Origin of the sequence: Enterobacter sp. WP_7_1, assembly GCF_003688535.1 — a bacterium.
Classification (GTDB): Bacteria; Pseudomonadota; Gammaproteobacteria; order Enterobacterales; family Enterobacteriaceae; genus Enterobacter; species Enterobacter asburiae.
Genome location: NZ_REFK01000003.1, coordinates 135,684 through 160,724, shown reverse-complemented (window position 1 = coordinate 160,724; position 25,041 = coordinate 135,684). Strand labels below are relative to the sequence as shown.

Sequence of the window (25,041 nt, the reverse complement as noted above, 5' to 3'; positions counted from 1 at the left end):
CAACAATGTCGCCGTGCTGTTTGTCCCGGATAACAGGCGTGACGTTAACCGATTTCCAGGAACACTGAATGGAACTTTTGACCCAACTACTGCATGCCCTCTGGGCGCAGGATTTTGAAACGCTGGCCAACCCTTCCATGATTGGCATGCTCTATTTCGTCTTGTTTATGATCCTGTTCCTTGAGAACGGTTTGCTGCCTGCAGCCTTCCTGCCCGGTGACAGTTTGCTGGTGCTTGTCGGCGTGCTGTGTGCCAAAGGGGCGATGGCGTTTCCGCACACCATTTTATTACTGACCGTTGCGGCCAGCCTCGGCTGCTGGGTGAGCTATATCCAGGGAAGATGGCTGGGCAATACCCGGATCGTCCAGAACTGGCTCTCTCATCTTCCTGCGCATTATCACCAGAGGGCGCACCACCTGTTCCACAAGCACGGGCTTTCCGCGCTGCTGATTGGCCGCTTTATCGCCTTTGTTCGCACCCTGTTGCCGACCATTGCCGGTCTGTCGGGGTTGAGCAGCGCGCGCTTCCAGTTCTTTAACTGGATGAGCGGCCTGCTATGGGTGCTTATTTTGACGACGCTGGGCTATGCGTTGGGTAAAACGCCGGTCTTTATGAAATATGAAGACCAGCTGATGTCCTGCCTGATGCTGCTGCCTGTGGTTCTGCTGGTCTTCGGCCTGATTGGCTCACTGGTTGTCCTGTGGAAGAAGAAATACGGAGCCAGAGGCTAACGATGGTTATCTCACCGCTCGCCCTGCGCCGTTTTGCCGTTGCCGTGATTACGCTGATCGTCCTCAGCGCCATGCTGCTGGCATGGAGCGCGCTTTCGCATCAGGAATCGACGCTGGCCATCCGCCCGGTAAACCAGGGCGCCAGCGTGCCTGACGGTTTTTCTGTCTGGCATCATCTGGATGCGAATGGGATCCGCTTTAAGAGCATCACCCCGCAGGACGACGTTTTACTGATCAAGTTTGATTCCCGTGCGCAAAGTGCCGCCGCGAAAGTGGTTCTCGACCGTACCCTGCCGCACGGGTATATCATTGCCCAGCAGGAAGATGACAGCCAGCCTGCAGCCTGGCTCTCATTGATTCGCGATACGTCGCATCGGTTTGGATAACTTCCAGGATTCCGAATCTTTTCACTCACTTTGGTGAATCCCCCGTTTACTTACTATGCTTAAGTACGCGGAGCACCCCTCGATGTACTCCGCATAACTTTGGATAGCGGCTAACGCCGCAACACAATGGAAGGTTTCGATAATGAAATTCCGCATGACTCTGGCTCTGGCCCTTTTTTCTTTAAGCACAGCATCCTTCGCAAGCTCTCTCTGTCAGGAGAAAGAACAGGATATTCAGCGTGAGATCGGTTATGCCGAAAAACATAACAATCAGCACCGTGTTGATGGTCTTAAAAAAGCGCTGAGCGAAGTGAAAGCGAACTGTTCAGACAGCAAGCTTCGTGCCGACCACAAGAAGAAAATCGCTGAACAGAAGGACGAGATAGCCGAGCGCCGTCGCGACCTGCAGGAAGCGAAAGAGAAAGGAGATGCGGAAAAAATTGCTAAGCGCGAGAAGAAGTTGAAAGAAGCGCAGGATGACCTGAAAGCGCTGGAAGCTCGCGATTATTGAGTTAACGGAAATCTCAACAGGAGAGAGAATCATGTCAAAAGATACGACGTCTGAACATCTGCGCGCTGAACTGAAATCCCTGGCCGATACCCTTGAAGAGGTGCTGAACTCCTCTGCTGACAAGTCAAAAGAAGAGGTCAGCAAACTGCGCAGCAAGGCGGAGCAGGCGCTGAAAGAGAGCCGCTATCGCCTGGGTGAAACCGGTGATGCGCTGGCGAAACAGACCCGCGAAGCGGCTGCGCGCGCGGACGAATATGTGCGTGATAATCCATGGACGGGTGTAGGGATTGGTGCCGCAGTGGGTGTGGTACTGGGTGTCCTTCTGACGCGTCGTTGATATGGAAGATCCTCGTCACGCACAAGGGCCTGCTAACAACGTCCTCGGCATCGGCCAGCGTATTTTAACGACGCTGGTCGGGATTGCCGAAACGCGCGTCCGGCTGGCAGTGGTCGAGCTGGAGGAGGAGAAAGCGAACCTCTTCCAGATGCTGCTGATGCTCGGGCTGACCATGCTCTTCGCCGCGTTTGGTCTGATGAGCCTAATGGTGTTAATCATCTGGGCCATCGATCCGCAGTATCGTCTTAACGCGATGATTGCCACCACCGTCGTTCTGCTGGTCGCCGCGTTGATAGGCGGTATCTGGACGCTGCGTAAAGCGCGCAAGTCCACTTTCCTGCGCCATACGCGTCAGGAGCTGGCGAACGATCGCGCTCTGCTGGAGGATGACTAGCCGTGAGCGGTAAAGCCGAACGTCAAAAGCGAAAAGCGTACCTGCTAAGCCAGATCCAGCAGCAAAGGCTGGATCTGTCTGCCAGTCGTCGCGACTGGATTGACGCAACGCGACGGTTTGACCGGGGCTGGAATACCGTCCTGAGCCTGCGTTCATGGGCGCTGGTCGGCAGCAGCGTGATGGCTATCTGGTCCGTTCGTCATCCGAATATGCTGATCCGCTGGGCTCGTCGTGGATTCGGCGCCTGGAGCGCCTGGCGTCTGGTGAAAGCAACGTTGCGGCAGCAGCAGCAGCGGTGATAAAAGCAAAACGGTAACCCAGGTTACCGTTTTTTGTTTTTGCGCCCTCTCCCACAGGGAGAGGGTTGAGGTGAGGGCACCAGCGCGCACGCCCCTTACTCAATATCTTTGAAGAAGATTGACAGTTTTCCTTGCTAACAATTACCACCCGCCCCGTTTATTATGCTCTCCATCGACAGCAACGCCGCGGTATCTACCCGGAATTGCAGACAAATAATGTTCAGCCGCTCATGTGGTTTCCTGGAGAGTAAAATGAAAAAATTAGAAGATGTTGGTGTACTGGTCGCGCGTATTCTGATGCCAATTCTGTTCATCGTGGCAGGTTGGGGAAAAATCACCGGTTATGCGGGTACCCAGCAGTATATGGAAGCCATGGGCGTTCCGGGGTTCCTGCTGCCGCTGACCATTCTTCTTGAGTTCGGCGGCGGCCTGGCGGTACTGTTCGGCTTCCTGACCCGTACTACCGCGCTGTTTACCGCAGGCTTCACCGTGCTGACGGCGTTCATCTTCCACAGCAACTTTGCGGAAGGCGTGAACTCTCTGATGTTCATGAAAAACCTGACCATCGCGGGTGGCTTCCTGCTGCTGGCCGTTACTGGCCCGGGCGCATACAGCATTGACCGCGTTCTGAATAAGAAGTGGTAAGCACGCTATACTGAATGAACACAAAGCGAGGAGATATCTCCTCGCTTTTGCTATCTGACGGAGGAAAAAATGGGACAACTCGTAGACGGCGTATGGCAGGATGTCTGGTATGACACCAAATCCACCGGAGGTCGCTTCAAGCGCTCAGTTTCGGCCTTCCGTAACTGGCTGACCGCCGACGGCGCGCCAGGCCCGAGCGGCGAAGGCGGCTTCGCGGCTGAGAAAGACCGTTATCATCTTTATGTTTCGCTTGCCTGCCCGTGGGCACACCGCACGCTGATTGTGCGCAAGCTTAAAGGTCTCGAATCCTTAATTCCTGTTTCGGTCGTGAACCCGCTGATGCTGGAAAACGGCTGGACGTTTGACAGTGATTTCCCCGCGGCGACCGGCGACGATCTTTACCACCACGATTTCCTTTACCAGCTCTATCTGCGCGCCGATCCTCACTACACCGGGCGCGTTACCGTGCCGGTGCTGTGGGACAAGAAAAACCAGACGATTGTCAGCAATGAGTCTGCGGAAATCATCCGCATGTTCAATACCGCGTTTGACGCGCACGGCGCCCGCGCCGGAGATTACTATCCGGCTGAGCTGCGTGAGAAAATTGACGAGCTGAACAGCTGGATTTACGACAACGTCAACAACGGTGTCTACAAGGCCGGTTTCGCCACCAGCCAGGAAGCGTATGACGAAGCGGTCGGAAAGGTGTTTGAATCGCTTGAGCGTCTCGAGCAGATCCTGGGCCAGCATCGCTACCTGACGGGCGATCGCCTGACGGAAGCGGACATTCGCCTGTGGACCACGCTGGTTCGCTTCGATCCGGTCTATGTCACCCACTTTAAGTGCGACAAGCACCGCATCAGCGATTACCTGAACCTGCATGGTTTCCTGCGCGACATCTACCAGATGCCGGGTATTGCCGACACGGTCGACTTCGACCATATCCGCACCCACTATTTCCGCAGCCACAAAACCATCAACCCGACGGGTATTATCTCCATTGGGCCGTGGCAGGATCTGGATGAACCTCACGGGCGCGACGTCCGATTTGGCTAAATATTAAGGGCATCAACAGATGCCCTTTTTTAATTCACAATCTCCATCTATCCTTACCTCGATCGCTTAGAAAACAAGTGATTGACTGACTAATGAGGCAAGGAAAATGGACTGGTATTTAAAAGTACTGCGTAACTACATTGGATTTGGTGGTCGTGCCCGCCGGAAAGAGTACTGGATGTTCGTTCTGGTGAACTTCATTCTCATTATGGTGCTGGGTATTGTGGATAAAATTCTTGGCTGGGAGCGGGCTGGCGGTGAAGGCGTGCTGACTACCATTTATGGCCTGTTAGTCCTGCTGCCATCATGGGCGGTGCTGTTCCGTCGACTGCACGACACCGATCGTTCAGCGTGGTGGTTACTGCTGCTGCTGATCCCGATTATTGGCTGGATCGTGATTTTAATTTTCAACTGCCAGAGCGGGACGCCGGGCGAAAACCGCTTTGGTCCGGATCCGAAAATCGGCGCATAAAAAAAGCCCGGTAGCGCTTCGCTTACCGGGCCTACAAAATACGATTTTATTTATTATATTGCGTGAAAAGCTTCGGAATTTCGCGCAAACACCACGATTTGGCTTCGCCCATGCTGTCGCGACGCCACGCCATAATGATATCCACCTCGTGGCTATATTCCGGGCTGACAACGCGCAGCCGCCCTTCAGCAATGTCTTTTTCCACAAACGGGTAGGGCATGGTCGCCACGCCCAGACCTGCCAGCAGCGCCTGCCGTTTGTCTTCCAGCGAGGTCACCGTCAGACGAGGCTGCTTATCCAGCAGCTGCACCGTCAGCACCGGACGCTCGCGCGCGGTATCCGCCACCGCCACGCCACGATACTTCACGCGCGTCACCTCCGAGAGCGGCTCCGGCTCCTGGTGAATCGGGTGATTGGGGGCGGCAACGTAGACGTTCATCACGCTGTAAAGCTTGCGCGAGTTGATTTCTGATGAGGAACGGAAGTGCATGTCCGGCGCAATGACGATATCCGCCCGGCCCGTCTCCAGACGTTCCCACGCGCCTGCCAGCACCTCGGTGATGATTGACAGTTGCGTATTGGCCTTCGCCGCCAGGCGGTCCACCAGCGGGAACAGCGCTTCAGTCGGCACCAGCGCTTCCGTCACCAGCGTCAGATGGGTTTCCCAGCCGCGCGCCAGCGCTTCCGCGTCTGTCGTGAGCTTGTCCGCCGCTTCCAGCAGCACGCGGCCGCGCTCCAGCAGCATTCGCCCCACGTTGGTGAATTTTGTTCGATGACCGGAGCGGTCAAACAGCACCACGTCCAGCTCTTCCTCCAGCTTCTGCATGGTGTAGCTTAGCGCAGACGGAACGCGCCCCAGCTCATCTGCCGCCGCCGCAAAACTGCCGCGCCGGTCAATCGCGTCCATGACGCGAAGCGCCTCAAGCGTCAATGCTCTCTCTTTAGCCATCTCGTTCTCATTCAGGAAATTTGAACATACCGGGCAGAATATCTGGCTAACAATGCAGCGTCCATACCTTTACCATTGTTTTAGTGTAAAGAGAGGTCAAGTTTATGATTACGACAAGAACAGCTAAACAGTGCGGACAAGCCGATTTCGGTTGGCTGCAGGCCCGCTACACCTTTTCCTTTGGACACTACTTTGACCCTAAACTCCTCGGTTACGCTTCACTGCGCGTGTTAAACCAGGAAGTGCTCGCCCCGGGCGCCTCCTTCCAGCCGCGTACGTACCCGAAAGTCGATATCCTGAACCTGATCCTGGAAGGCGAGGCAGAATACCGCGATAGCGAGGGCAATCATGTCCAGGCAAAGGCTGGCGAAGCGTTGTTAATTTCCACGCAGCCGGGCATCAGCTACAGCGAACATAACCTCAGCAAAGACAAAACGCTGACCCGTATGCAGCTGTGGCTGGACGCCTGCCCCGAGCGTGAAAATCCGCTGGTGCAGAAGTTAGATTTAACGGGCGATAAGCAGCAGCTGATTGCATCGCCGGACGGCAGTAAAGGTAGCCTGCAGCTGCGCCAGCAGGTGTGGCTGCACCATATCGAACTGAAGAAAGGTGAACAGGCGAGCTTCCAGCTTCATGGTCCGCGCGCCTATTTACAGTCTATTCACGGTACGGTACATGCGGTGACGCACACGGAAGAGAAAGAAGCGCTCACCTGCGGCGACGGGGCGTTTATTTGTGATGAAGCGAATATCACCCTGGTGGCGGATACGCCGCTGCGCGCGCTGCTGATTGATTTGCCGGTTTAGAAAATACTCACACCCTAACCCTCTCCCAGTGGGAGAGGGAACCGGTCGAGCCACGGGAGAATTATCCGGCGCCGTATGCGACGTACGAAATCACTCTGCCAGCGCGTTAGCCATATCGGTTCTAATCTGCTTACGCTGTTCCGGCGTCAACACCTGGCTGACGTCGAAGTAATATTTCACGCGGTAATAGCGGGTCTGCTCTTCAATTTTGCTAAAGGCAGCAAGCTGGCTTTTCACCGTGCTTTCGTCCCATTTACCCGCCTGGAACATGTCAATCAGCGCGCCGTCCTTCACTCCCTTCATCGGGATCTTACTGACATTTTGTTCCAGCTGCTTATGCAGATCTTCAATCTTCTTAACCTGCTCATTGCTGAGCTTCAGGTGCTGTACCAGCGGATCCTGCGAGGGAGACGGGGCAGCCTCAACGTTCGCGGCCTTTGCCGTAAAACTGCACACTGCCAGCGAGGCGGCGACCAGCGCAATACGGGTCATTTTCATCATCTTACTGTCCTTACATGCTGTGATAGGGAAAAGCAGGCGTATTGTTTTTCAAGAGCGGATGAATATGTGTGAATAATTATATAAACAATTTTGTATGTTTAGCGGGCAAAAAAATGCCCCCAGGGTTGAGAGGGCATGAGACCTGAATGTCATCAGATAGATTGGGTAAACGTCCTCGAAATCACATCCTGCTGCTGCTCGCGCGTCAGCGCATTAAAACGTACCGCATAGCCTGAAACGCGGATCGTCAGGTTTGGGTAATTCTCGGGATGCGCAATGGCATCGAGGAGCATTTCCCGGTTCATGACGTTGACGTTCAGATGCTGACCGCCCTCAATGGACGCTTCGTGATGGAAGTACCCGTCCAGCAGCCCCACCAGGTTGGTTTTTCGCACCAGCTCGTCCTTGCCCAGCGCCTGCGGCACGATGGAGAAGGTGTAGGAGATCCCGTCTTTCGCATAGGTGAACGGCAGCTTGGCCACCGACGTTAGCGAGGCCACGGCCCCTTTTCTGTCGCGGCCGTGCATCGGGTTCGCGCCAGGCGCAAACGGCGTTCCGCCGCGGCGTCCGTCCGGCGTGTTCCCGGTCTTCTGACCGTAAACCACGTTGGAGGTGATGGTCAGGATCGACTGGGTTGGCACCGCGTTGCGGTAGGTTGGCAGCGCCTGAATTTTCTTCATAAAGCGCTCCACCAGGTCGCAGGCGATGCTGTCCACGCGGTCGTCGTTGTTGCCATACTGTGGATAGTCCCCTTCAATCACGAAATCGACCGCCAGTCCGGTATGGTCGCGCACCGGCTTCACCGTGGCGTATTTAATGGCCGACAGGGAATCTGCGGCCACCGACAGCCCGGCAATGCCGCAGGCCATGGTGCGATAGACGTCCCGGTCGTGCAGCGCCATCAGCGAGGCTTCGTAGCTGTACTTATCATGCATGTAGTGAATGAGGTTCAGGGCGCTGATGTACTGCACCGCCAGCCAGTCCATAAAGTGATCGAGGCTCGCCATCACGGTGTCGTAATCCAGCACGTCGTCCAGCAGCGGCTCGGTTTTCGGGCCGACCTGGATCTTCAGCTTCTCGTCCACCCCGCCGTTGATCGCGTACAGCAGCGTTTTGGCGAGGTTGGCGCGCGCGCCAAAGAACTGCATCTGCTTGCCGATCACCATCGGGCTGACGCAGCAGGCAATGGCGTAGTCGTCGCTGTTGAAGTCCGCACGCATCAGATCGTCGTTCTCATACTGCAGCGAAGAGGTGACGATCGACACCTGCGCGGCGTATTTCTTGAACGCGATCGGCAGTTGTTCAGACCAGAGGATCGTCAGGTTCGGCTCCGGCGCAGGCCCCATGGTGTGCAGCGTGTGAAGATATCGGAAGCTGTTTTTGGTCACCAGCGTGCGCCCGTCCAGCCCCATGCCGCCGATCACTTCCGTCGCCCAGATCGGATCGCCGGAGAAGAGCGTGTCAAACTCCGGCGTGCGCAGGAAGCGCACCATGCGGATCTTCATGATGAAGTGGTCGATCAGCTCCTGCGCCTGGACTTCATTCAGGCGCCCCGCCTGCATATCTCGTTCAATGTAGATATCGAGGAACGAGGCCGTGCGCCCCAGCGACATCGCTCCGCCGTTCTGGGATTTCACCGCGGCAAGGTAGGCAAAATAGACCCACTGCACCGCTTCCTGGGCGTTCATCGCCGGGCGTGAGATATCAAAGCCGTAGTTCGCCGCCATCTGCTGGATCTGCAGCAGCGCGCGCCTGTGCTCCGCCAGCTCTTCACGCAGGCGGATCGTGGCTTCCAGATCTTCACCGCGCTCCAGCCTGCCCTGCAGCTCGGCAAACTGAAGTTCGCGCTCGCGCACCAGATAAGCGATCCCGTATAGCGCCACGCGGCGATAGTCGCCGATGATGCGTCCGCGCCCGTAGCCGTCCGGCAGACCGGTCAACACGCCGGATTTACGGCAGCGCATCATCTCCGGGGAGTAGACGTCAAACACGCCCTGGTTGTGGGTTTTGCGCAGGTCGGTAAACAGGTATTCGAACTGCGGATCCATCTCCCGGCCATAGGCTTCGAACGAGCTGCGGATCATGTTGATCCCGCCGTACGGGTGCAGCGCACGCTTGAGCGGCTTATCGGTTTGCAGACCAACGATCGTCTCCAGATCCTGGTCGATATAGCCCGGCCCGTGGGCCGTAATGGTGGTGGCAATGTTGGTGTCAAAATCCACCGGGGCGTGGGTGGCGTTCTCCTGGCGAATGCCGACCATTACCTTCTGCCACAGCGCCGTCGTTGCTGGCGTCGCCTGCGCGAGGAAAGCTTCATCGCCTTCATAAGGGGTGTAGTTATGCTGAATAAAATCGCGAACGTTGACGGCGTTTTTCCATTCTTCACCGCGAAACCCGGCCCATGCGTCGCTGTAGGGCGCGACGCCCGTATCGATTGTTACTTTCATGTGTTTCTCGCTTTATCAGGCGTAAGCCGCGGCCGGGGTAACCTTCCCAAGACGGAGGGCGTCCAGCGCGATCATTTTTTCTTCGTTGGTAGGGATAACCGCGCAGGCCACGCGGGACGACTCGGTGGAGATCACGCGCTCGCCCGCGCTGCCCGGCAGGGCATTTTTGGCGTCGTCGAGGCGGATGCCGAATACGTTCAGATGTTCCGCCACCAGCGCGCGGACAAGCTTCGAGTTTTCGCCAATGCCGCCGGTAAAGACCACCCCATCCAGGCGGTGCAGCGACGCCGCGTGCCCGGCGATATGTCGCGCAATGCGGTGAACGAAGGTGCGGATAGCCAGCTGCGCCCGCTCGTTGCCTTCGTGCCAGGCTTTCTCCAGTGCGCGTAAATCGGAGGAGATACCGGAGATCCCCAGCAACCCGGACTCTTTATTGACCACGCGCTCCAGATCCTCGAACGACTGGCCGGTCTGCTGGGCAATCCACGCTATCGCGCCGAAGTCCACATCGCCGCAGCGCGTCCCCATCACCAGCCCTTCCAGCGGCGTCATCCCCATCGAGGTGTCGACGCTTTCGCCGTTGCGCACCGCGCAGATGGACGCCCCGTTGCCGAGATGGGCAATCACCAGGCCGCTGTCATCGGGGGACAGCCCGAGAAGCGTATGCGCCTGCGCGGCCACGTAGCGGTGAGAGGTGCCGTGGAAGCCGTAGCGGCGCACGCCCAGCGCTTCAAAATAGCGGTACGGCAATCCGTACAGATACGCCTGCGGCGGCAGCGTCTGGTGGAAGCTGGTGTCAAATACCGCCACCTGCTGCACGCCCGGGAACAGGCGCTCTGCGGCTTCCACGCCGCTCAGGTTGGCGTAGTTATGCAGCGGCGCCAGCGGGGAGACCTGGCGGATCTGCGCGATCACCTCTTCCGTAATCAGGGTCGACTCGCTGAAGAGGTCGCCGCCGTGCGCAATGCGGTGGCCAATTAAGGCCACGCTGCTCATCAGGTTACGCTTCTCCAGCTCCAGGGCGATGGCAGCCAGCGCCCCTTCGTAGTCATGGTGAGCCAGTCTGGCCGGCTCACCCCCGTTCACGGAAATAAAGGCCTTCTCGGTGTTGATCCCGTCTGCAATGCCCGTCATCAGGGCATCGCAGCTGCTGGCGTCGAGCACCGAAAACTTAACAGAGGACGATCCGCAGTTAATAACCAGTACAACCGGAAACTCAATCATCATGTGACTCCGCTCTTCCTGAGCAATGGGTTAGAACAGTTTGTAAACGATATTCAGAATGGTCAGCAGGCCGACCGCGGTAACGAAGATGTTCTCGGTACGCCCTTTATATTTCGCCAGCGCCGGTGCTTTGCGGATGGCATACATCGGCAGCAGGCAGAGCAGAGAGGCGATGATTGGTGCGCCCATGGCTTCAATAAGGTCCAGAATGTTCGGGTTGGCGTAGGCCACAACCCAGGTGGAGCCCATGATGAACACCATGCTGATGGTATTCAGTTTGCCAACGGAGACTTTCTTCTTATCGCCCTTGTAGCCGAACTTGAGGATCAGGCCGTTCAGCCCTTCCAGCGTGCCCAGGTAGTGGCCGAAGAAGGATTTGAAGATAGCCACCAGCGCGATGATGGAGGCACCGTATTCCAGCACCGTCGCGAACGTCGATTTGGTTCCGGACATCGACGCAAAGTGGTTCGCCAGGTAGGAGAGCACCGGAATGTTCTGCGCCTTGGCGTCCGCCATGTTCTGGGGAGAGAGCGTAAACAGGCAGCTAAAGGCGAAGAACATCACCACGGCCACCATCAGCAGGCTGGCGCGACCGATGATTTTGGAACATTTCTGCTCGGTGAACGCTTTGCCGAACTCCGGCTCGTACTCTTCGCGCTTGGAGACCACGAACGAGGAGACGATAGGCGAGAAGTTGAAGGAGAAGACCATGATGGAGATACCCAGCCACACCGTGACCAGAATGCCGTCATGACCGGTAAAAGCGATATCGCTCAGGTTGACCTGGTCGATCACCGCCGAGTTCCAGTAAGGGATCAGCGACAGGGAAATCAGCACCAGGCTGGCGATAAACGGGAACACCAGGAAGCTCATGACCTTCACCATCAGGTCTTTACCAAACCAGATAACAAAGGCCATCAGCAGCAGCAGGAACAGCGCCACCACGCCGCGGTTCAGCGCAGGCAACTGGAGCTGGTTTTCCCAGAAGGTCATAAAGGTGTTGGTAATGGTGACGCCGTAAATCCACAGCAGCGGGCAAATGGCGAAGAAGTAGAGGAAGGTGATCACCACCCCACCGGTTTTACCAAAGTGCTCTTCCACCGTTTCGGTGATGTTGCCGGAGACGTTGCTGCCGGACAGACACAAACGCGCCAGCGCGCGGTGACAGTAAAACGCAATCGGGAACGCGAGAACCAGCATCAGCAGAATAGGGATCAATCCACCAAAGCCTGCGCGAATGGGGAAGAACAGCACGCCTGCGCCAATGGCGGTACCAAACAGGCCGAGGGTCCATGTGGTATCAGACTTACGCCAGGAGGACGTTTTTGTCTGGCCAACGATAATGCTTTCTGTGTTGCTCATAGGTCACCTTTATGCGTCAACGAAGCCGGTAATTTGGGAAACACGGGAGAGATCGATATTGCCGCCGGAAATAATGCAGACGGTTTTACGCCCCTGAATATAGTGGTCAAGCTTGCCGCTTAATAACGCGGCACAGGCCAGCGCGCCGGCGCCTTCCGTCACCACTTTATTTCGCTGAATAAGCGCGATCATGCTGTCGCGAATGTTGTCTTCGCTGACCAGCACAATGTCATCAACCAGCTCGCGAACAATTTCGAACGGTAAATTACCGGGACGAGAAACATCACAGCCGTCGGCCAGCGTGCCGGTAACGCGATGGCTCATTATTTCCCCGGCCTGAAACGATGCCGCCATGCCGTGAACATTTTCTGACTGCACGCCGATGATATTAATGGTGGGGTTGATGGATTTAATTGCCGTCGCAATTCCGGCAATTAAACCGCCGCCGCCGATAGGCACAATAACGTTATCCACGTCGTATAAATCTTCGAGAATTTCCAGACCGATGGTGCCCTGCCCGGCGATCACTTTGGCGTCATCGTACGGCGGAATAAAAATACGTCCTTCCATCTCGACGATTTCGCTGACTTTGGCAATGGTGTCGTTGAAGTTCTCGCCGTGCAGCACAACTTCCGCCGAGTAGTCGCGCGTCGCGGCCACTTTAGACTTCGGCGCGCCCATCGGCATCACCACTTTGCCGTCGATGCCAAGCATCGCGCAGGAGAGGGACACACCCTGCGCGTGGTTTCCCGCGGAGCAGGCGACAACGCCTTTGCGTTTTTCAGCGTCGGTCAGCGAGCTTAATTTGTTAAACGCGCCGCGGATCTTAAACGAGCCGGTACGCTGCATGTTCTCAAACTTCAGGAATATTTCGCCCTTGCAGCGTTCGCTAAGATAATTCGAGCGCGGCATACCTGTTTTATATATTTTTCCTGCCAGTCGTTTTCTGGCGTCCTGAATATCTTCAATCGTTACCGGGAGATCGTAGGTAATATGCATAATATCCTCGTTATAATAATTCATTCTTTTCAGGCAAAGTCAGGGTATCAGAGCGTTACAGAGATAAGCTCTGGGTGTTTTTAAAATGATTACTCATTATTCATCGTCGTCTTTCGATATTCATCGACGAATACTTTTTTGCCAGCTCAACTAATACTGACGCCGATTTTTTAATCCTGTAATTTTTTGACCACACGGCGGCATAACGTGCCACGGGTAATTCATCTTCCACGGGCAACACAATAAACTGATCAGAACCGAACGGGGCAATCATATCGCGGGGAATGACCGTCAGATAATCGGCATTCAGCACGAGGTTATAAATGGTGACGACGGAATCGGTCTGGACGATGTTTTCGATGCTGATGTGGTTGTCTTGCAGAGTAGTCAGAAGTTCTTTGTAGTAGCCCATATCGGTTTGCGGCATCACCCACTGCTCGTGCGTGAGCGATGCCAGTGTCGTCGGGCCGGTGCACGTTCGCGTTTTGCTGGCGACCAGCACAAACTCGGACTCAAACAGCGGTTCGACGTGCAGATCCTGCAGCAGCATTTCATCGCTCAGCGTGCCGATAGCGAAATCCAGACGACCGTCGCGAATGGCCGGAAGGAAAGAGGAGAGCTGGGCTTCATACATCGAGACGCGTGCTTTCGGGAACACTTCCTTGAATTTTTTGATCATCTCAGACAGGAAGGTAAAGCCGATCAGCGACGGGTAGCCAAAGGAGACGTCCATAACGGTGCTGAAACTCAGGCTGTTAATCTCACTCACCATGTTTTTCATTTCGCGGGTGATCGACTCAGAGTACGAGAGCAGAACCTGGCCCGCGGCGGTGAGTTTTACGCCGGTGTTTTTACGCACCATCACTTCCACGCCGAAGTAGGACTCAATATCGCTGATGATTTTGCTGACGGCGGGTTGCGTCAGGCCCAGCTGTCTTGCTGCAGAACCTATGGAGCCACTTTTAATGACTTCCTGAAATACCACGAGGTGCTGTGTTTTCGGTAGAATAATAGTGTTCATAATATTCTGCGCTTATTTCCCTATGACGGAGCGGATTCTACCTAATAGTGTTTAAGGGGGTATGTGCTGTCACTCACAATTTGCTTTTCCGCGCGCTTCACAGGAACAATGACAACCAAAAAATACATTTATTATCAATAACATGAATAAATACAGCCACACCATTACGCTGATATCGATCAATAAAAGCAGTAGTAATAAATTTATTTTATGGCGATAACCTTGATAAATTTTCCTGCGTTAAAAAAATCAATAAAGACGATCTTTCAGGCAATTAAAGACCAATAAATAACCGCTATTTGTTTGAAACATTCTTTCAATTTATTAAATTTTTCCGATGCAAATTTTCAGGTTTGTGGAAAAGAGTGGAATTCGTCACATATTCACGGGAGAAATGTATTTGATTTCAATATATGCATATCAAACGAGAAAAGATTCTCGATCATATAGGTAACAAACATAACAAATTATCAATACTGAAATTCACCTGTTTTTTAGCGTGAAATTTTGTGATGACGATCGTCTACAGATACAGGATCGATACGAAAGGTATAAAAGCAGTGAAATGTGCTTAATGTCGCAAATATGAGAATTGATGTCGTTTGTCCGGCGCTGCGCTTACCCGTCCAGCAGAACCCAGAAAGCAAAAACCCCGCCGAAGCGGGGTTTTTTAAGAAGTTGAAGCTGACCGATAAGCCGGGTTCTGTCGTGGACAGTCATTCATCTAGGCCAGCAATCGCTCACTGGCTCAAGCAGCCTACCCGGGTTCAGTACGGGCCGTACCATGTGAACCCCTATTTGGCCTTGCTCCGGGTGGAGTTTACCGTGCCACGGACTGTTACCAGCCGCGCGGTGCGCTCTTACCGCACCCTTTCACCCTTACCTGATCCCGCTTGCGCGGGCCATCGGCGGTTTGCTCTCTGTTGCACTGGTCGTGGGTTTCCCCCCCAGGCGTTACCTGGCACCCTGCCCTATGGAGCCCGGACTTTCCTCCCCTCCGCCCGTCTCCCCCGAAAGGGACGACGACGAAGCGGCGACTGTCTGGTCAGCTTCGGCGCGCAGTATAGTGGGTTTGCGCGCCGCTGTCACCCTAAGGTGTAGGCAAGGCGTGATTAACGCGCCACTTCCACCTTCGCCAGTTTTTCGTAGTAGCACGCAATCGCGCTGTGATCGGCCGTGCCCAGGCCATCGGCACGCAGCGCCTGCATCATCTCCATGACCGCCGCGGTCAGCGGCAGCTGTGCGCCCACGCCGTGTGACGTATCCAGCGCGTTCGCCAGATCTTTGATATGCAGGTCGATGCGGAAACCGGGTTTGAAATTACGATCCATGACCATCGGCGCTTTGGCATCCAGCACGGTACTGCCCGCCAGACCACCGCGAATGGCCTGATAGACCAGATCCGGGTTGACGCCCGCTTTGGTTGCCAGCGTCAGCGCTTCGGACATGGCGGCAATGTTCAGCGCCACAATCACCTGGTTGGCCAGCTTGGTCACGTTACCCGCCCCGATGTCCCCGGTATGCACCACGGAGCCCGCCATCGCTTTCATCAGGTCGTAGTATCTATCGAAAACGGCTTTATCACCGCCGACCATCACCGACAGCGTGCCGTCGATCGCTTTCGGCTCTCCGCCGCTGACCGGTGCATCCAGCATATCGACGCCCTTCGCTTTTAACGCCTCGCTGATTTCACGGCTTGCGAGCGGTGCAATAGAGCTCATATCAATCAGCACCAGGCCCGGCTTCGCACCGTCGATAATGCCGTTCTCACCCAGCGCAACCTCTTTAACATGCGGTGAGTTTGGCAGCATGGTGATGATGACATCGCACTGCTCGGCAATAGCCTTCGCGGTGGTGGCCGTTTCAGCGCCAGCCGCTATCACCTCTGCCACGGCCTGCGGATTGTGATCGGATACCACCAGTGAGTAACCCGCTTTGATGAGGTTCTTACTCATTGGTTTACCCATGATCCCCAGGCCAATAAAACCCACTTTCAGCGTCATAATCTGTTTCCTCAATGATGGTTATTTTTTAAAAGCGTCGGCTAATTTCTGCGTGGCTGCGCGGAATACGCCGAGGTCGCTGCCGACGGCAACAAACGTGGCTCCCCACTCCAGATAGCGACGGGCGTCAGCCTCAACCGGCGCCAGAATGCCGCACGGTTTGCCGTGAGCTTTAGCGCGGGCAAAGATATGCTGGATCGCGCGCTGCACGTCAGGGTGGCTGGCGTTACCCAGATGGCCAAAGGCGGCAGCCAGATCGCTCGGGCCGACGAAGATACCGTCCACGCCGTTTGTGGCTGCAATCGCGTCAACGTTATCAACGCCCTGCTGGCTCTCGATCTGAACCAGAATGGTGATGTTGTTACTGGACTGCGCGAAGTAGTCCGGCACGGTGCCAAACATATTGGCGCGATGCGAAACGGAAACGCCGCGGATCCCTTCAGGCGGATAGCGCGTTGAAGCTACGGCCAGGGCCGCTTGTTCTTCCGTCTCCACAAACGGGATCAGAAAGTTGTAGAAACCGATATCCAGCAGGCGCTTGATAATTACCGGCTCGTTAGTTGGCACGCGCACTACCGGGGCGCTGGGACTGCCTTTCAGCGCCATCAGCTGCGGAATAAAGGTGCTGATATCGTTCGGCGCATGCTCGCCGTCCAGCACCAGCCAGTCAAAACCGGCCAGGCCCAGCACTTCGGTGCTGATAGGGTTTGCCAGCGCGGACCAGCAGCCAATCTGAATCTGGTGTGCCGCGAGGGCCGCTTTAAATTTATTCGGGAAGATATCGTTATTCATCGTATTTACCTTTTTAATTCGCAGCCTATATCAGCATCATTTTATTTATTCAGACACCGCACCAGCATTATATTTATTATTCTGACATATTTTGGCGTTATAAAATCGTCATTCAGTATAAGACGCAATCCACGACCGCACATTGTTTTAATGCTCAAGTATTGCGTTACACTTCGATAAATTTTTTTGCATATGCACAAGGCGCTGGGCGCTAATGCACAGAATCAGGCATTACTGGTTCTGGAGCGATCGCGATCACATTTTCATATCCCCTATGCTGACATGCTTTATTTCTGAAAGCCGCGTATTTATTTCTACCATTTGAAAATTGGCTGAATTTATTATCAGACACTTTGCTGGAGAATACTGAACAATGGCCGACATTGAAATTCGACAGGCATCGCCGACGGCGTTTTATATAAAAGTCCACGACACTGATAATGTGGCGATTATTGTCAACGACAATGGCTTAAAAGCGGGCACCCGCTTCCCGGACGGGCTGGAACTGATTGAGCATATTCCGCAGGGACATAAGGTCGCCCTGGTGGATATCCCTGCTAATAGCGAAATCGTACGTTACGGTGAAGTCATCGGCTATGCCGTTCGCTCTATACCACAGGGGAGCTGGGTTGAGGAGTCGCTGGTGGCGCTGCCGGAAGCGCCGCCGCTAAACACGCTTCCGCTGGCGACCCGCGTGCCGGAACCGCTTCCTCCGCTGGAGGGCTATACCTTCGAAGGCTACCGCAACGCGGACGGCAGCGTCGGCACCAAGAATCTGCTCGGCATTACCACCAGCGTGCACTGCGTGGCGGGCGTAGTGGATTACGTGGTGAAAATCATCGAACGCGATCTGCTGCCGAAATACCCGAACGTCGACGGCGTGGTTGGCCTGAACCACCTCTACGGCTGCGGCGTGGCGATTAACGCCCCCGCTGCCGTGGTGCCTATCCGTACCATCCATAATATCGCCCTGAACCCGAACTTTGGCGGCGAGGTGATGGTCATCGGTCTGGGGTGTGAAAAATTGCAGCCAGAGCGCCTGCTGCAGGGCACCGAAGATGTCAAAGCCATTCCGGCAGACGAGGCCAGCATCGTGCGTCTGCAGGACGAACGCCACGTGGGTTTCCGCTCAATGGTCGACGATATCCTGCAGGTGGCTGAACGCCATCTGGACAAGCTCAACAAGCGCCAGCGCGAAACCTGCCCGGCGTCTGATTTGGTAGTGGGAACACAGTGCGGCGGCAGCGATGCCTTCTCCGGCGTGACGGCCAACCCGGCGGTGGGCTATGCGTCTGATCTGCTTGTGCGCTGCGGCGCCACGGTGATGTTCTCCGAGGTAACCGAAGTGCGTGACGCCATCCATCTGCTCACGCCACGCGCCGTTAATGAAGAGGTCGGCAAGCGTCTGCTCGAGGAAATGGCCTGGTACGATAGCTATCTCGATATGGGCAAAACCGACCGCAGCGCCAACCCGTCTCCGGGCAACAAAAAAGGCGGCCTGGCCAACGTGGTGGAAAAAGCGCTTGGATCGATTGCCAAATCCGGCCAGAGCGCGATTGTGGAAGTGCTCTCTCCGGGCCAGCGCCCGACGAAACGCGGCCTGATTTACGCGGCAACGCCGGCCAGCGATTTCGTCTGCGGCACGCAGCAGGTGGCATCCGGCATTACGGTACAGGTCTTTACCACCGGGCGCGGCACGCCGTACGGCCTGATGGCGGTGCCGGTGATCAAGATGGCGACCCGCACCGAGCTGGCAAACCGCTGGTATGACTTAATGGACATCAACGCGGGCACCATCGCCACCGGGGAAGAGAGCATTGAGGACGTGGGCTGGAAGCTGTTCCACTTCATTCTGGATGTCGCCAGCGGGCGGAAGAAATCCTTCTCGGATCAATGGGGATTACATAATCAGCTGGCGGTGTTCAACCCGGCACCGGTGACGTGATTCCTATTCCCAACCGCACCGAACGGTCCCCTCTCCCCTATGGGAGAGGGTTAGGGTGAGGGGAAAGCCCCCTTAAACCAGCACCACCTCAATCCCGCTTTTCCGCAGCCCGTCCAGACTCTCCGCCGGAATGCCTTCATCGACAATAATCATATCAATCCTTTGTGTATCAATGATTTTATGCAGGCTTGAGCGGTTAAATTTACTGGAGTCCGTGACAACGATAATACGCTCCGCCACCTCGCACATTTTGCGGTTCAGGCGGGCTTCGTCTTCGTTATGCGTACTTACGCCGCGGTCGAGATCGATGGCGTCAACGCCCAGGAACAGCAAGTCGAAATGGTAATTCTGTAGCGACTGTTCTGCCTGGTCACCGTAGAAAGATTGCGACTGACGGCGCAGATGCCCGCCGGTCATCAGCAGTTCCACCCCTTCCGCTTCCAGCAACGCATTCGCCACGTTCATCCCGTTGGTCATCGCAATGACGTCCGTGTGCTGGCGCAGCATGCGGGCGATTTCATACGTCGTGGTGCCGGAGTCCAGAATAATACGGTGCCCGGGTTTGACCAGGGCGGCAGCGGCCTGCGCGATACTGCGCTTCACCGCCGTATTCAGCGAGCTTTTATCCTCCACGGAAGGCTCAGCGCCCGGCATGTTGCCTTCGCAAATCAATGCCCCACCGTAAGCGCGAACGGCGATGCCCTGCTTCTCCAGGAACGCCAGATCGTTGCGGATCGTCACCGTCGATACGCCGTACAGATGAGACAGATCGTTAACCTGCACGCTTCCCTGCGCCCGCAACCGCTGAATGATCTGCTCTCGCCTTTCACTGGTGCCGGTGATGCGCTTTTCCGCGGATGAATCGCTGCTGCTCATACGAGATCCTTAATAAATAGTCTTTCGTTTCATTTCGTTTTGCCTATTAAGGCCTTTCTTTTTCGGGAATGCAAGTCCCGCCTTACGTACAGACGCAAGCCAACACTGCTCTGAAACCTTTCATTATGTTTCTTTTGTGAAACAGATCGGAAAACTATTATCTTTCGTTTTATTTTTATATCACCATGATGCAGGATTAAATGAAACAAAACGAAAGACAAGTATCATTACCATCCGAAATGGAGAGGAAAGTGAAACATCTGACAGAAATGGTGGAACAACATAAACGAGGGAATTCGAACGGGATCTATGCCGTCTGTTCCGCACATCCGCTGGTACTTGAAGCTGCCATTCGTTACGCGCATTCGCATCAGTCGCCGCTGCTGATCGAGGCCACCTCCAACCAGGTGGATCAGTTTGGCGGCTATACCGGCATGACGCCTGCGGATTTTTACGGATTTGTCTGCCGGCTGGCCGAGTCGCTCGGTTTTCCGACGTCACAGCTGATCCTCGGCGGCGATCATCTGGGCCCCAACCGCTGGCAAAATCTCCCTGCGGAACAGGCGATGGCAAATGCCGACGATCTGATCAAAAGCTATGTTTCCGCCGGATTCAAAAAGATCCACCTGGACTGCAGCATGTCCTGCGAGGACGACCCGGTTCCCTTGACCGACGCGATCGTTGCCGGACGCGCCGCACGCCTGGCGAAGATTGCCGAAGCGACCTGCCGCGAGCAGTTTGGTGAATCCGATCTGGTCTACGTTATCGGCACGGAAGTGCCGGTTCCCGGTGGCGCGCACGAGACGCTCACCGAACTTGCCGTCACCACGCCGGACGCGGCCCGCGCCACGCTTGAAGCGCATCGTCACGCGTTCGAAAAGGAAGGTTTGAGCGACATCTGGCCGCGCATTATTGGCCTGGTGGTCCAGCCTGGCGTGGAGTTCGACCACGCGCACGTCTGCGACTATCAGCCGCAGAAAGCCGTTGCCCTGAGCAAAATGGTTGAAGCCTACGATACGCTGGTGTTTGAAGCGCACTCCACCGACTACCAGACGCCGCAGGCGCTGCGCCAGCTGGTTAACGATCACTTTGCGATTCTGAAAGTTGGCCCCGCCCTGACCTTCGCCCTGCGCGAGGCGCTGTTCTCGCTGGCCGCCATTGAAGAGGAGCTGCTGCCGGCAAAAGCCAGCTCCGGCCTGCGTCACGTGCTGGAAAACGTCATGCTCGATCGCCCGGAATACTGGCAAAGCCATTACCACGGTGACGGCAACGCGCGTCGCCTGGCGCGCGGCTACAGCTACTCTGACCGCGTGCGCTACTACTGGCCGGACAGCCAGATTGACGACGCCTTTGCACGGCTGGTGCGTAACCTGGCAGACGAGCCTGTTCCCCTGCCGCTGATCAGCCAGTACCTGCCGCTGCAGTACAGTAAAGTTCGCGAGGGCGCTCTCAAGTCAACGCCACGGGAACTCATCATCGACCACATTCAGGACATACTCCAGCAGTACCACGCCGCCTGCGAAGGCGTAACGACTCAAGACGCATAATTAAAAAAGAGGAAAACGCTATGCCAAACATTGTCTTATGCCGCATCGACGAACGCCTGATCCACGGTCAGGTGGGCGTACAGTGGGTGGGGTTTGCGGGGGCAAACCTGGTGCTCGTCGCTAACGATGAGGTCGCTGAGGATCCGGTTCAACAGAACCTGATGGAAATGGTGCTCGCGGAAGGGATCGCCGTGCGCTTCTGGTCGCTGCAAAAGGTGATCGACAACATTCACCGCGCCGCTGACCGCCAGAAAATCCTGCTGGTCTGCAAATCACCCGCCGATTTTCTGAAGCTGGTCGAGGGCGGCGTACCCATCATCCGTATTAACGTCGGAAATATGCACTACGCCAGTGGCAAACAACAAATTGCCAAAACGGTCTCTGTCGACGCGAACGATATTGACGCGTTCAACGGCCTGAAAGCGGCCGGTGTGGAATGCTTCGTTCAGGGCGTTCCAACAGAAACTGCTTTGGATCTCTTTAAACTGCTCTGAGGGATTCACAATGGAAATCAGTCTGTTGCAGGCGCTGGGGTTAGGCATACTCGCCTTTATCGCCGGTCTGGATATGTTTAACGGGTTAACGCACATGCACCGCCCGGTGGTACTCGGGCCGCTGGTCGGCCTGATTCTGGGCGATCTGCATACCGGCATTTTGACCGGCGGGACGTTAGAGCTGGTCTGGATGGGGCTGGCCCCGCTCGCCGGTGCCCAGCCGCCTAACGTCATTATCGGCACCATCGTGGGTACCGCATTTGCCATCAGCACCGGCGTGAAGCCAGAAGTCGCGGTTGGCGTCGCCGTGCCGTTTGCCGTGGCGGTTCAGATGGGGATTACGTTCCTCTTCTCGGTGATGTCCGGCGTCATGTCGCGCTGCGATCGCATGGCGGCTAATGCAGATACAAACGGTATTGAACGGGTTAACTATCTTGCGCTGCTGGCGCTCGGCATCTTCTATTTTCTGTGCGCGTTCCTGCCGATCTACTTCGGTGCGGAACATGCGAAAACCGCCATTGACGTTCTGCCAGCGCGTCTGATTGACGGCCTCGGCGTCGCGGGCGGCATCATGCCAGCCATCGGTTTCGCCGTGCTGCTGAAGATCATGATGAAAAACGTCTACATCCCTTACTTCATTATCGGTTTTGTCGCCGCCGCCTGGCTCAAGCTTCCGGTGCTGGCGATTGCGGCGGCCGCGCTGGCGATGGCGCTGATCGACCTGATGCGTAAATCACCTGAACCGACGGCTCCCGCCGCTCAGAAAGAGGAATTCGAAGATGGCATCTAACCACACCACCCTGCCGGGCGTGTCTGAAAGCGAAGAGACGCTGCTGACCGGCGTGAATGAAAACGTCTACGAAGACCAGAACATCGGTGCCGAGCTGACGAAAAAGGATATTAACCGCGTGGCCTGGCGTTCCATGCTGCTGCAGGCATCGTTTAACTACGAACGTATGCAGGCCTCCGGCTGGCTGTACGGGCTGCTGCCCGCGTTGAAAAAGATCCACACCAACAAGCGGGACCTGGCGCGGGCGATGAAAGGCCATATGGGCTTCTTTAACACCCATCCGTTCCTGGTGACCTTTGTTATCGGCATCATTCTGGCGATGGAGCGATCCAAGCAGGATGTGAACAGCATCCAGAGCACCAAAATTGCCGTCGGCGCGCCGCTCGGTGGTATTGGCGACGCCATGTTCTGGCTAACCCTGCTGCCCATCTGCGGCGGTATTGGCGCCAGCCTGGCGCTGCAGGGTTCGATTCTGGGCGCGGTGGTCTTTATCGTGCTGTTTAACGTGGTGCACCTTGGCCTGCGCTTTGGCCTGGCGCACTACGCTTACCGGATGGGCGTCGCGGCCATTCCGCTGATTAAAGCCAACACCAAAAAGGTCGGCCACGCGGCGTCTATCGTCGGGATGACGGTGATTGGCGCGCTGGTGGCAACCTACGTCCGCCTCAATACCACGCTCGAAATCAAAGCGGGTGATGCGGTCGTCAAACTGCAGGCCGACGTCATCGACAAGCTGATGCCCGCGTTCCTGCCGCTGGTCTACACCCTGACCATGTTCTGGCTGGTACGCCGCGGCTGGAGCCCGCTGCGGCTAATCGGTATCACCGTGCTGCTGGGCGTTGTCGGTAAATTCTGTCACTTCCTGTAAAAGCAAAGAGGTTGCGATGTTAGGCATTATTTTGACGGGTCACGGCGGTTTTGCCAGCGGGCTTGAGCAGGCGATGAAGCAGATCCTCGGCGAGCAGCCGCAGTTTATCGCCATCGATTTTCCGGAAACCTCCACCACCGCGCGGCTGACCGCTCAGCTTGAGCAGGCGGTGAACGAACTCGATGCGCAGCACGATATTGTGTTTCTCACCGACCTGCTCGGCGGCACGCCGTTCCGCGTGGCGTCAACGCTCGCGATGCAAAGGCCGGGTAGCGAAGTGATCACCGGCACCAACCTGCAGCTGCTGCTGGAGATGGTGCTGGAGCGAGACGGATTAAGCAGCGAGGCGTTTCGTCTGCAGGCGCTGGAGTGCGGACACCGCGGCCTGACGAGCCTGGTGGACGAGCTGGGGCGCTGTCGCGAGGAAGCTCCGGCTGAGGAAGGGATATGAGCCAGCTGCTGCGCGCGCGACGGATCCTTACCGAGCAGGGCTGGCTGGACGACCACCAGCTACGCATTGAAAGCGGCGCGGTTGCGGCGATTGAACCCATTCCGGCGGGCGTTACGACGCGCGATGCGGAGCTGCTTTGCCCGGCCTATATCGATACGCACGTCCACGGCGGCGCGGGCGTGGACGTCATGGATGATGCGCCCGACGTGCTGGACACTCTGGCAATGCATAAAGCGCGTGAAGGGGTGGGTGCATTTCTGCCCACCACCGTCACCGCGCCGATGGAAGCCATCCACAGCGCGCTGATGCGTATCGCCCGGCGCACTCGGTCCGGCGGCCCCGGCGCGCAGATCCTGGGCAGCTATCTGGAAGGACCGTACTTTACGCCCCAGAACAAAGGGGCGCATCCGCCCGAGCTGTTCCGGGAGCTGGATATCGCCGAGCTGGACAGGCTGGCTGACGTTTCACAGGGCACGCTACGGGTGGTGGCGCTCGCGCCGGAAAAACCCGGCGCGCTGCAGGCGATTCGCCATCTTAAACAGCGCGGTATACGCGTCATGCTGGGCCACAGCGCTGCCACCTACCGGCAAACTCTCGCCGCGTTTGATGCGGGTGCCGACGGGCTGGTTCACTGCTACAACGGCATGACGGGGCTGCACCACAGAGAGCCAGGCATGGTCGGCGCAGGGCTTACGGACAAACGGGCGTGGCTGGAGCTGATTGCCGACGGCCACCACGTGCATCCAGGGGCGATGCGTTTATGCTGCGGCTGCGCGCAGGATCGTGTGGTGCTGATTACCGATGCCATGCAGGCGGCAGGTATGCCGGACGGACGGTATACCCTGTGCGGCGAAGAGGTCACGATGCAAAACGGCGTGGTTCGAACCGGCTCCGGCGGGCTGGCGGGCAGCACGCTGTCGCTGGATGCCGCGGTCAGGAATATGGTGGAGTATGCGGGCGTAACCGCCGAAGAGGCGATCCATATGGCCTCGCTGCACCCTGCCCGGCTGCTGGGCGTTGACGGTCAGCTTGGATCCTTAGCCCCGGGCAAACGCGCCAATATCATTGCGCTGGACGGGGGTTTACACCTCCAGCGGATCTGGATTCAGGGCCAGGCTCTCCCCCTTTAGCCCTT

27 protein-coding genes and 1 other RNA gene are annotated in these 25,041 nt (G+C 56.4%); 17 read left to right on the top strand and 11 right to left on the bottom strand.

The window, feature by feature from the left end; genetic code table 11:
• Positions 1-68: 68 nt before the first annotated feature.
• The 9 genes from yqjA (at position 69) to BJ885_RS13885 (ending at position 4,831) form a co-directional block, all read left to right on the top strand.
• Positions 69-731 (top strand): DedA family general envelope maintenance protein YqjA, encoded by a 663-nt coding sequence (yqjA, locus tag BJ885_RS13925; protein WP_023309289.1) that lies wholly within the window; start codon positions 69-71, stop codon positions 729-731.
• A 2-nt stretch (positions 732-733) separates the two neighbouring features.
• Positions 734-1,117: an EnvZ/OmpR regulon moderator MzrA gene (gene mzrA / locus BJ885_RS13920; protein WP_023309290.1), complete on the top strand. Its 384-nt coding sequence runs from the start codon at positions 734-736 to the stop codon at positions 1,115-1,117.
• A gap of 142 nt (positions 1,118-1,259) precedes the next feature.
• A complete protein-coding gene (locus BJ885_RS13915) occupies positions 1,260-1,628 on the top strand; it encodes a DUF1090 domain-containing protein (protein WP_029739662.1) in 369 nt (122 codons plus the stop codon).
• Positions 1,629-1,659: 31 nt separating this feature from the next.
• On the top strand, positions 1,660-1,965 hold the full coding sequence (locus BJ885_RS13910; protein WP_008503141.1) for a YqjD family protein: 306 nt from the start codon (positions 1,660-1,662) through the stop codon (positions 1,963-1,965).
• Position 1,966: 1 nt separating this feature from the next.
• Positions 1,967-2,359 (top strand): phage holin family protein, encoded by a 393-nt coding sequence (locus BJ885_RS13905; RefSeq protein ID WP_023333540.1) that lies wholly within the window; start codon positions 1,967-1,969, stop codon positions 2,357-2,359.
• A 2-nt stretch (positions 2,360-2,361) separates the two neighbouring features.
• Complete coding sequence (locus BJ885_RS13900; RefSeq protein ID WP_121932142.1) at positions 2,362-2,658, top strand: YqjK-like family protein; 297 nt, start codon at positions 2,362-2,364, stop codon at positions 2,656-2,658.
• A 252-nt stretch (positions 2,659-2,910) separates the two neighbouring features.
• Positions 2,911-3,303 carry a DoxX family protein gene (locus tag BJ885_RS13895; protein WP_023309292.1) on the top strand — a complete coding sequence of 131 codons (393 nt, stop codon included), beginning with the start codon at positions 2,911-2,913 and terminating at the stop codon, positions 3,301-3,303.
• Positions 3,304-3,372: 69 nt separating this feature from the next.
• On the top strand, positions 3,373-4,359 hold the full coding sequence (locus tag BJ885_RS13890) for a glutathione S-transferase family protein (protein ID WP_033146724.1): 987 nt from the start codon (positions 3,373-3,375) through the stop codon (positions 4,357-4,359).
• Positions 4,360-4,465: 106 nt separating this feature from the next.
• On the top strand, positions 4,466-4,831 hold the full coding sequence (locus tag BJ885_RS13885; RefSeq protein WP_029739660.1) for a DUF805 domain-containing protein: 366 nt from the start codon (positions 4,466-4,468) through the stop codon (positions 4,829-4,831).
• A gap of 46 nt (positions 4,832-4,877) precedes the next feature.
• Here the strand turns inward: BJ885_RS13885 and BJ885_RS13880 are convergent, their stop codons facing one another.
• Entirely contained in the window at positions 4,878-5,780 is a 903-nt protein-coding gene (locus BJ885_RS13880) for a LysR family transcriptional regulator (protein ID WP_029739659.1), read from the bottom strand.
• 104 nt (positions 5,781-5,884) lie between these two features.
• Here BJ885_RS13880 and BJ885_RS13875 point away from each other — a divergent pair, with 104 nt between their 5' ends.
• Complete coding sequence (locus BJ885_RS13875) at positions 5,885-6,586, top strand: pirin family protein (protein ID WP_121932141.1); 702 nt, start codon at positions 5,885-5,887, stop codon at positions 6,584-6,586.
• 90 nt (positions 6,587-6,676) lie between these two features.
• Here BJ885_RS13875 and BJ885_RS13870 read toward each other — a convergent pair whose 3' ends face one another.
• The 9 genes from BJ885_RS13870 to garL all read right to left on the bottom strand — a co-directional run bounded on the left by BJ885_RS13870 (position 6,677) and on the right by garL (position 16,935).
• Positions 6,677-7,087, bottom strand: coding sequence for a Spy/CpxP family protein refolding chaperone (locus BJ885_RS13870; protein WP_121932140.1), 411 nt, complete (start codon positions 7,085-7,087; stop codon positions 6,677-6,679).
• Positions 7,088-7,239: 152 nt separating this feature from the next.
• A complete protein-coding gene (gene pflB / locus BJ885_RS13865; protein ID WP_121932139.1) occupies positions 7,240-9,534 on the bottom strand; it encodes a formate C-acetyltransferase in 2,295 nt (764 codons plus the stop codon).
• A gap of 15 nt (positions 9,535-9,549) precedes the next feature.
• Entirely contained in the window at positions 9,550-10,758 is a 1,209-nt protein-coding gene (gene tdcD, locus BJ885_RS13860) for a propionate kinase (RefSeq protein ID WP_121932329.1), read from the bottom strand.
• A 30-nt stretch (positions 10,759-10,788) separates the two neighbouring features.
• The gene (tdcC, locus tag BJ885_RS13855) at positions 10,789-12,120 is read right to left on the bottom strand and encodes a threonine/serine transporter TdcC (protein ID WP_029739656.1); all 1,332 of its coding nucleotides are present in this window, start codon (positions 12,118-12,120) and stop codon (positions 10,789-10,791) included.
• Positions 12,121-12,129: 9 nt separating this feature from the next.
• Positions 12,130-13,119, bottom strand: a complete 990-nt coding sequence (gene tdcB / locus BJ885_RS13850; protein ID WP_029739655.1) for a bifunctional threonine ammonia-lyase/L-serine ammonia-lyase TdcB — start codon at positions 13,117-13,119, stop codon at positions 12,130-12,132.
• Positions 13,120-13,219: 100 nt separating this feature from the next.
• Positions 13,220-14,140, bottom strand: coding sequence for a transcriptional regulator TdcA (gene tdcA / locus BJ885_RS13845; protein WP_121932138.1), 921 nt, complete (start codon positions 14,138-14,140; stop codon positions 13,220-13,222).
• Between the two features lie 676 nt (positions 14,141-14,816).
• Positions 14,817-15,193: RNase P RNA component class A (gene rnpB / locus BJ885_RS13840), an RNA gene on the bottom strand.
• Positions 15,194-15,252: 59 nt separating this feature from the next.
• Complete coding sequence (gene garR, locus BJ885_RS13835; RefSeq protein ID WP_047060279.1) at positions 15,253-16,143, bottom strand: 2-hydroxy-3-oxopropionate reductase; 891 nt, start codon at positions 16,141-16,143, stop codon at positions 15,253-15,255.
• Between the two features lie 21 nt (positions 16,144-16,164).
• Entirely contained in the window at positions 16,165-16,935 is a 771-nt protein-coding gene (garL, locus tag BJ885_RS13830; protein ID WP_121932137.1) for a 2-dehydro-3-deoxyglucarate aldolase, read from the bottom strand.
• A 373-nt stretch (positions 16,936-17,308) separates the two neighbouring features.
• Here garL and garD point away from each other — a divergent pair, with 373 nt between their 5' ends.
• A complete protein-coding gene (gene garD / locus BJ885_RS13825) occupies positions 17,309-18,880 on the top strand; it encodes a galactarate dehydratase (protein WP_121932136.1) in 1,572 nt (523 codons plus the stop codon).
• Between the two features lie 72 nt (positions 18,881-18,952).
• Here the strand turns inward: garD and BJ885_RS13820 are convergent, their stop codons facing one another.
• The gene (locus tag BJ885_RS13820) at positions 18,953-19,756 is read right to left on the bottom strand and encodes a DeoR family transcriptional regulator (protein WP_029739651.1); all 804 of its coding nucleotides are present in this window, start codon (positions 19,754-19,756) and stop codon (positions 18,953-18,955) included.
• Between the two features lie 251 nt (positions 19,757-20,007).
• Between BJ885_RS13820 and kbaZ the strand changes: the two genes are divergently transcribed.
• The 6 genes from kbaZ to nagA are packed head-to-tail and all read left to right on the top strand — an operon-like array spanning position 20,008 to position 25,036.
• A complete protein-coding gene (gene kbaZ, locus BJ885_RS13815; protein WP_259467221.1) occupies positions 20,008-21,303 on the top strand; it encodes a tagatose-bisphosphate aldolase subunit KbaZ in 1,296 nt (431 codons plus the stop codon).
• A gap of 20 nt (positions 21,304-21,323) precedes the next feature.
• On the top strand, positions 21,324-21,797 hold the full coding sequence (agaV, locus tag BJ885_RS13810) for a PTS N-acetylgalactosamine transporter subunit IIB (RefSeq protein ID WP_121932134.1): 474 nt from the start codon (positions 21,324-21,326) through the stop codon (positions 21,795-21,797).
• A 10-nt stretch (positions 21,798-21,807) separates the two neighbouring features.
• Entirely contained in the window at positions 21,808-22,587 is a 780-nt protein-coding gene (gene agaW, locus BJ885_RS13805) for a PTS N-acetylgalactosamine transporter subunit IIC (protein WP_023309308.1), read from the top strand.
• Positions 22,577-23,455, top strand: a complete 879-nt coding sequence (agaE, locus tag BJ885_RS13800) for a PTS N-acetylgalactosamine transporter subunit IID (RefSeq protein ID WP_045355422.1) — start codon at positions 22,577-22,579, stop codon at positions 23,453-23,455. Before agaW ends, agaE begins: the two co-directional genes overlap by 11 nt.
• 16 nt (positions 23,456-23,471) lie before the next feature.
• Positions 23,472-23,906 carry a PTS galactosamine/N-acetylgalactosamine transporter subunit IIA gene (gene agaF / locus BJ885_RS13795; protein ID WP_029739648.1) on the top strand — a complete coding sequence of 145 codons (435 nt, stop codon included), beginning with the start codon at positions 23,472-23,474 and terminating at the stop codon, positions 23,904-23,906.
• Complete coding sequence (nagA, locus tag BJ885_RS13790) at positions 23,903-25,036, top strand: N-acetylglucosamine-6-phosphate deacetylase (protein WP_121932133.1); 1,134 nt, start codon at positions 23,903-23,905, stop codon at positions 25,034-25,036. The genes agaF and nagA overlap by 4 nt, the downstream gene beginning before the upstream one ends.
• Positions 25,037-25,041: the final 5 nt, after the last annotated feature.

What these genes read in the sequence shown, in the direction of transcription:
- tdcA (WP_121932138.1), bottom strand. Translation starts at nt 14,140, where the DNA reads ATGAACACTATTATTCTACCGAAAACACAGCACCTCGTGGTATTTCAG.
- nagA (WP_121932133.1), top strand. Translation starts at nt 23,903, where the DNA reads ATGAGCCAGCTGCTGCGCGCGCGACGGATCCTTACCGAGCAGGGCTGG.
- agaW (WP_023309308.1), top strand. Translation starts at nt 21,808, where the DNA reads ATGGAAATCAGTCTGTTGCAGGCGCTGGGGTTAGGCATACTCGCCTTT.
- garL (WP_121932137.1), bottom strand. Translation starts at nt 16,935, where the DNA reads ATGAATAACGATATCTTCCCGAATAAATTTAAAGCGGCCCTCGCGGCA.
- tdcB (WP_029739655.1), bottom strand. Translation starts at nt 13,119, where the DNA reads ATGCATATTACCTACGATCTCCCGGTAACGATTGAAGATATTCAGGAC.
- BJ885_RS13885 (WP_029739660.1), top strand. Translation starts at nt 4,466, where the DNA reads ATGGACTGGTATTTAAAAGTACTGCGTAACTACATTGGATTTGGTGGT.
- BJ885_RS13910 (WP_008503141.1), top strand. Translation starts at nt 1,660, where the DNA reads ATGTCAAAAGATACGACGTCTGAACATCTGCGCGCTGAACTGAAATCC.
- BJ885_RS13870 (WP_121932140.1), bottom strand. Translation starts at nt 7,087, where the DNA reads ATGATGAAAATGACCCGTATTGCGCTGGTCGCCGCCTCGCTGGCAGTG.
- tdcD (WP_121932329.1), bottom strand. Translation starts at nt 10,758, where the DNA reads ATGATTGAGTTTCCGGTTGTACTGGTTATTAACTGCGGATCGTCCTCT.
- mzrA (WP_023309290.1), top strand. Translation starts at nt 734, where the DNA reads ATGGTTATCTCACCGCTCGCCCTGCGCCGTTTTGCCGTTGCCGTGATT.
- BJ885_RS13905 (WP_023333540.1), top strand. Translation starts at nt 1,967, where the DNA reads ATGGAAGATCCTCGTCACGCACAAGGGCCTGCTAACAACGTCCTCGGC.
- BJ885_RS13880 (WP_029739659.1), bottom strand. Translation starts at nt 5,780, where the DNA reads ATGGCTAAAGAGAGAGCATTGACGCTTGAGGCGCTTCGCGTCATGGAC.
- garD (WP_121932136.1), top strand. Translation starts at nt 17,309, where the DNA reads ATGGCCGACATTGAAATTCGACAGGCATCGCCGACGGCGTTTTATATA.
- BJ885_RS13820 (WP_029739651.1), bottom strand. Translation starts at nt 19,756, where the DNA reads ATGAGCAGCAGCGATTCATCCGCGGAAAAGCGCATCACCGGCACCAGT.
- BJ885_RS13890 (WP_033146724.1), top strand. Translation starts at nt 3,373, where the DNA reads ATGGGACAACTCGTAGACGGCGTATGGCAGGATGTCTGGTATGACACC.
- BJ885_RS13915 (WP_029739662.1), top strand. Translation starts at nt 1,260, where the DNA reads ATGAAATTCCGCATGACTCTGGCTCTGGCCCTTTTTTCTTTAAGCACA.
- yqjA (WP_023309289.1), top strand. Translation starts at nt 69, where the DNA reads ATGGAACTTTTGACCCAACTACTGCATGCCCTCTGGGCGCAGGATTTT.
- agaF (WP_029739648.1), top strand. Translation starts at nt 23,472, where the DNA reads ATGTTAGGCATTATTTTGACGGGTCACGGCGGTTTTGCCAGCGGGCTT.
- agaE (WP_045355422.1), top strand. Translation starts at nt 22,577, where the DNA reads ATGGCATCTAACCACACCACCCTGCCGGGCGTGTCTGAAAGCGAAGAG.
- BJ885_RS13895 (WP_023309292.1), top strand. Translation starts at nt 2,911, where the DNA reads ATGAAAAAATTAGAAGATGTTGGTGTACTGGTCGCGCGTATTCTGATG.
- pflB (WP_121932139.1), bottom strand. Translation starts at nt 9,534, where the DNA reads ATGAAAGTAACAATCGATACGGGCGTCGCGCCCTACAGCGACGCATGG.
- garR (WP_047060279.1), bottom strand. Translation starts at nt 16,143, where the DNA reads ATGACGCTGAAAGTGGGTTTTATTGGCCTGGGGATCATGGGTAAACCA.
- tdcC (WP_029739656.1), bottom strand. Translation starts at nt 12,120, where the DNA reads ATGAGCAACACAGAAAGCATTATCGTTGGCCAGACAAAAACGTCCTCC.
- agaV (WP_121932134.1), top strand. Translation starts at nt 21,324, where the DNA reads ATGCCAAACATTGTCTTATGCCGCATCGACGAACGCCTGATCCACGGT.
- BJ885_RS13875 (WP_121932141.1), top strand. Translation starts at nt 5,885, where the DNA reads ATGATTACGACAAGAACAGCTAAACAGTGCGGACAAGCCGATTTCGGT.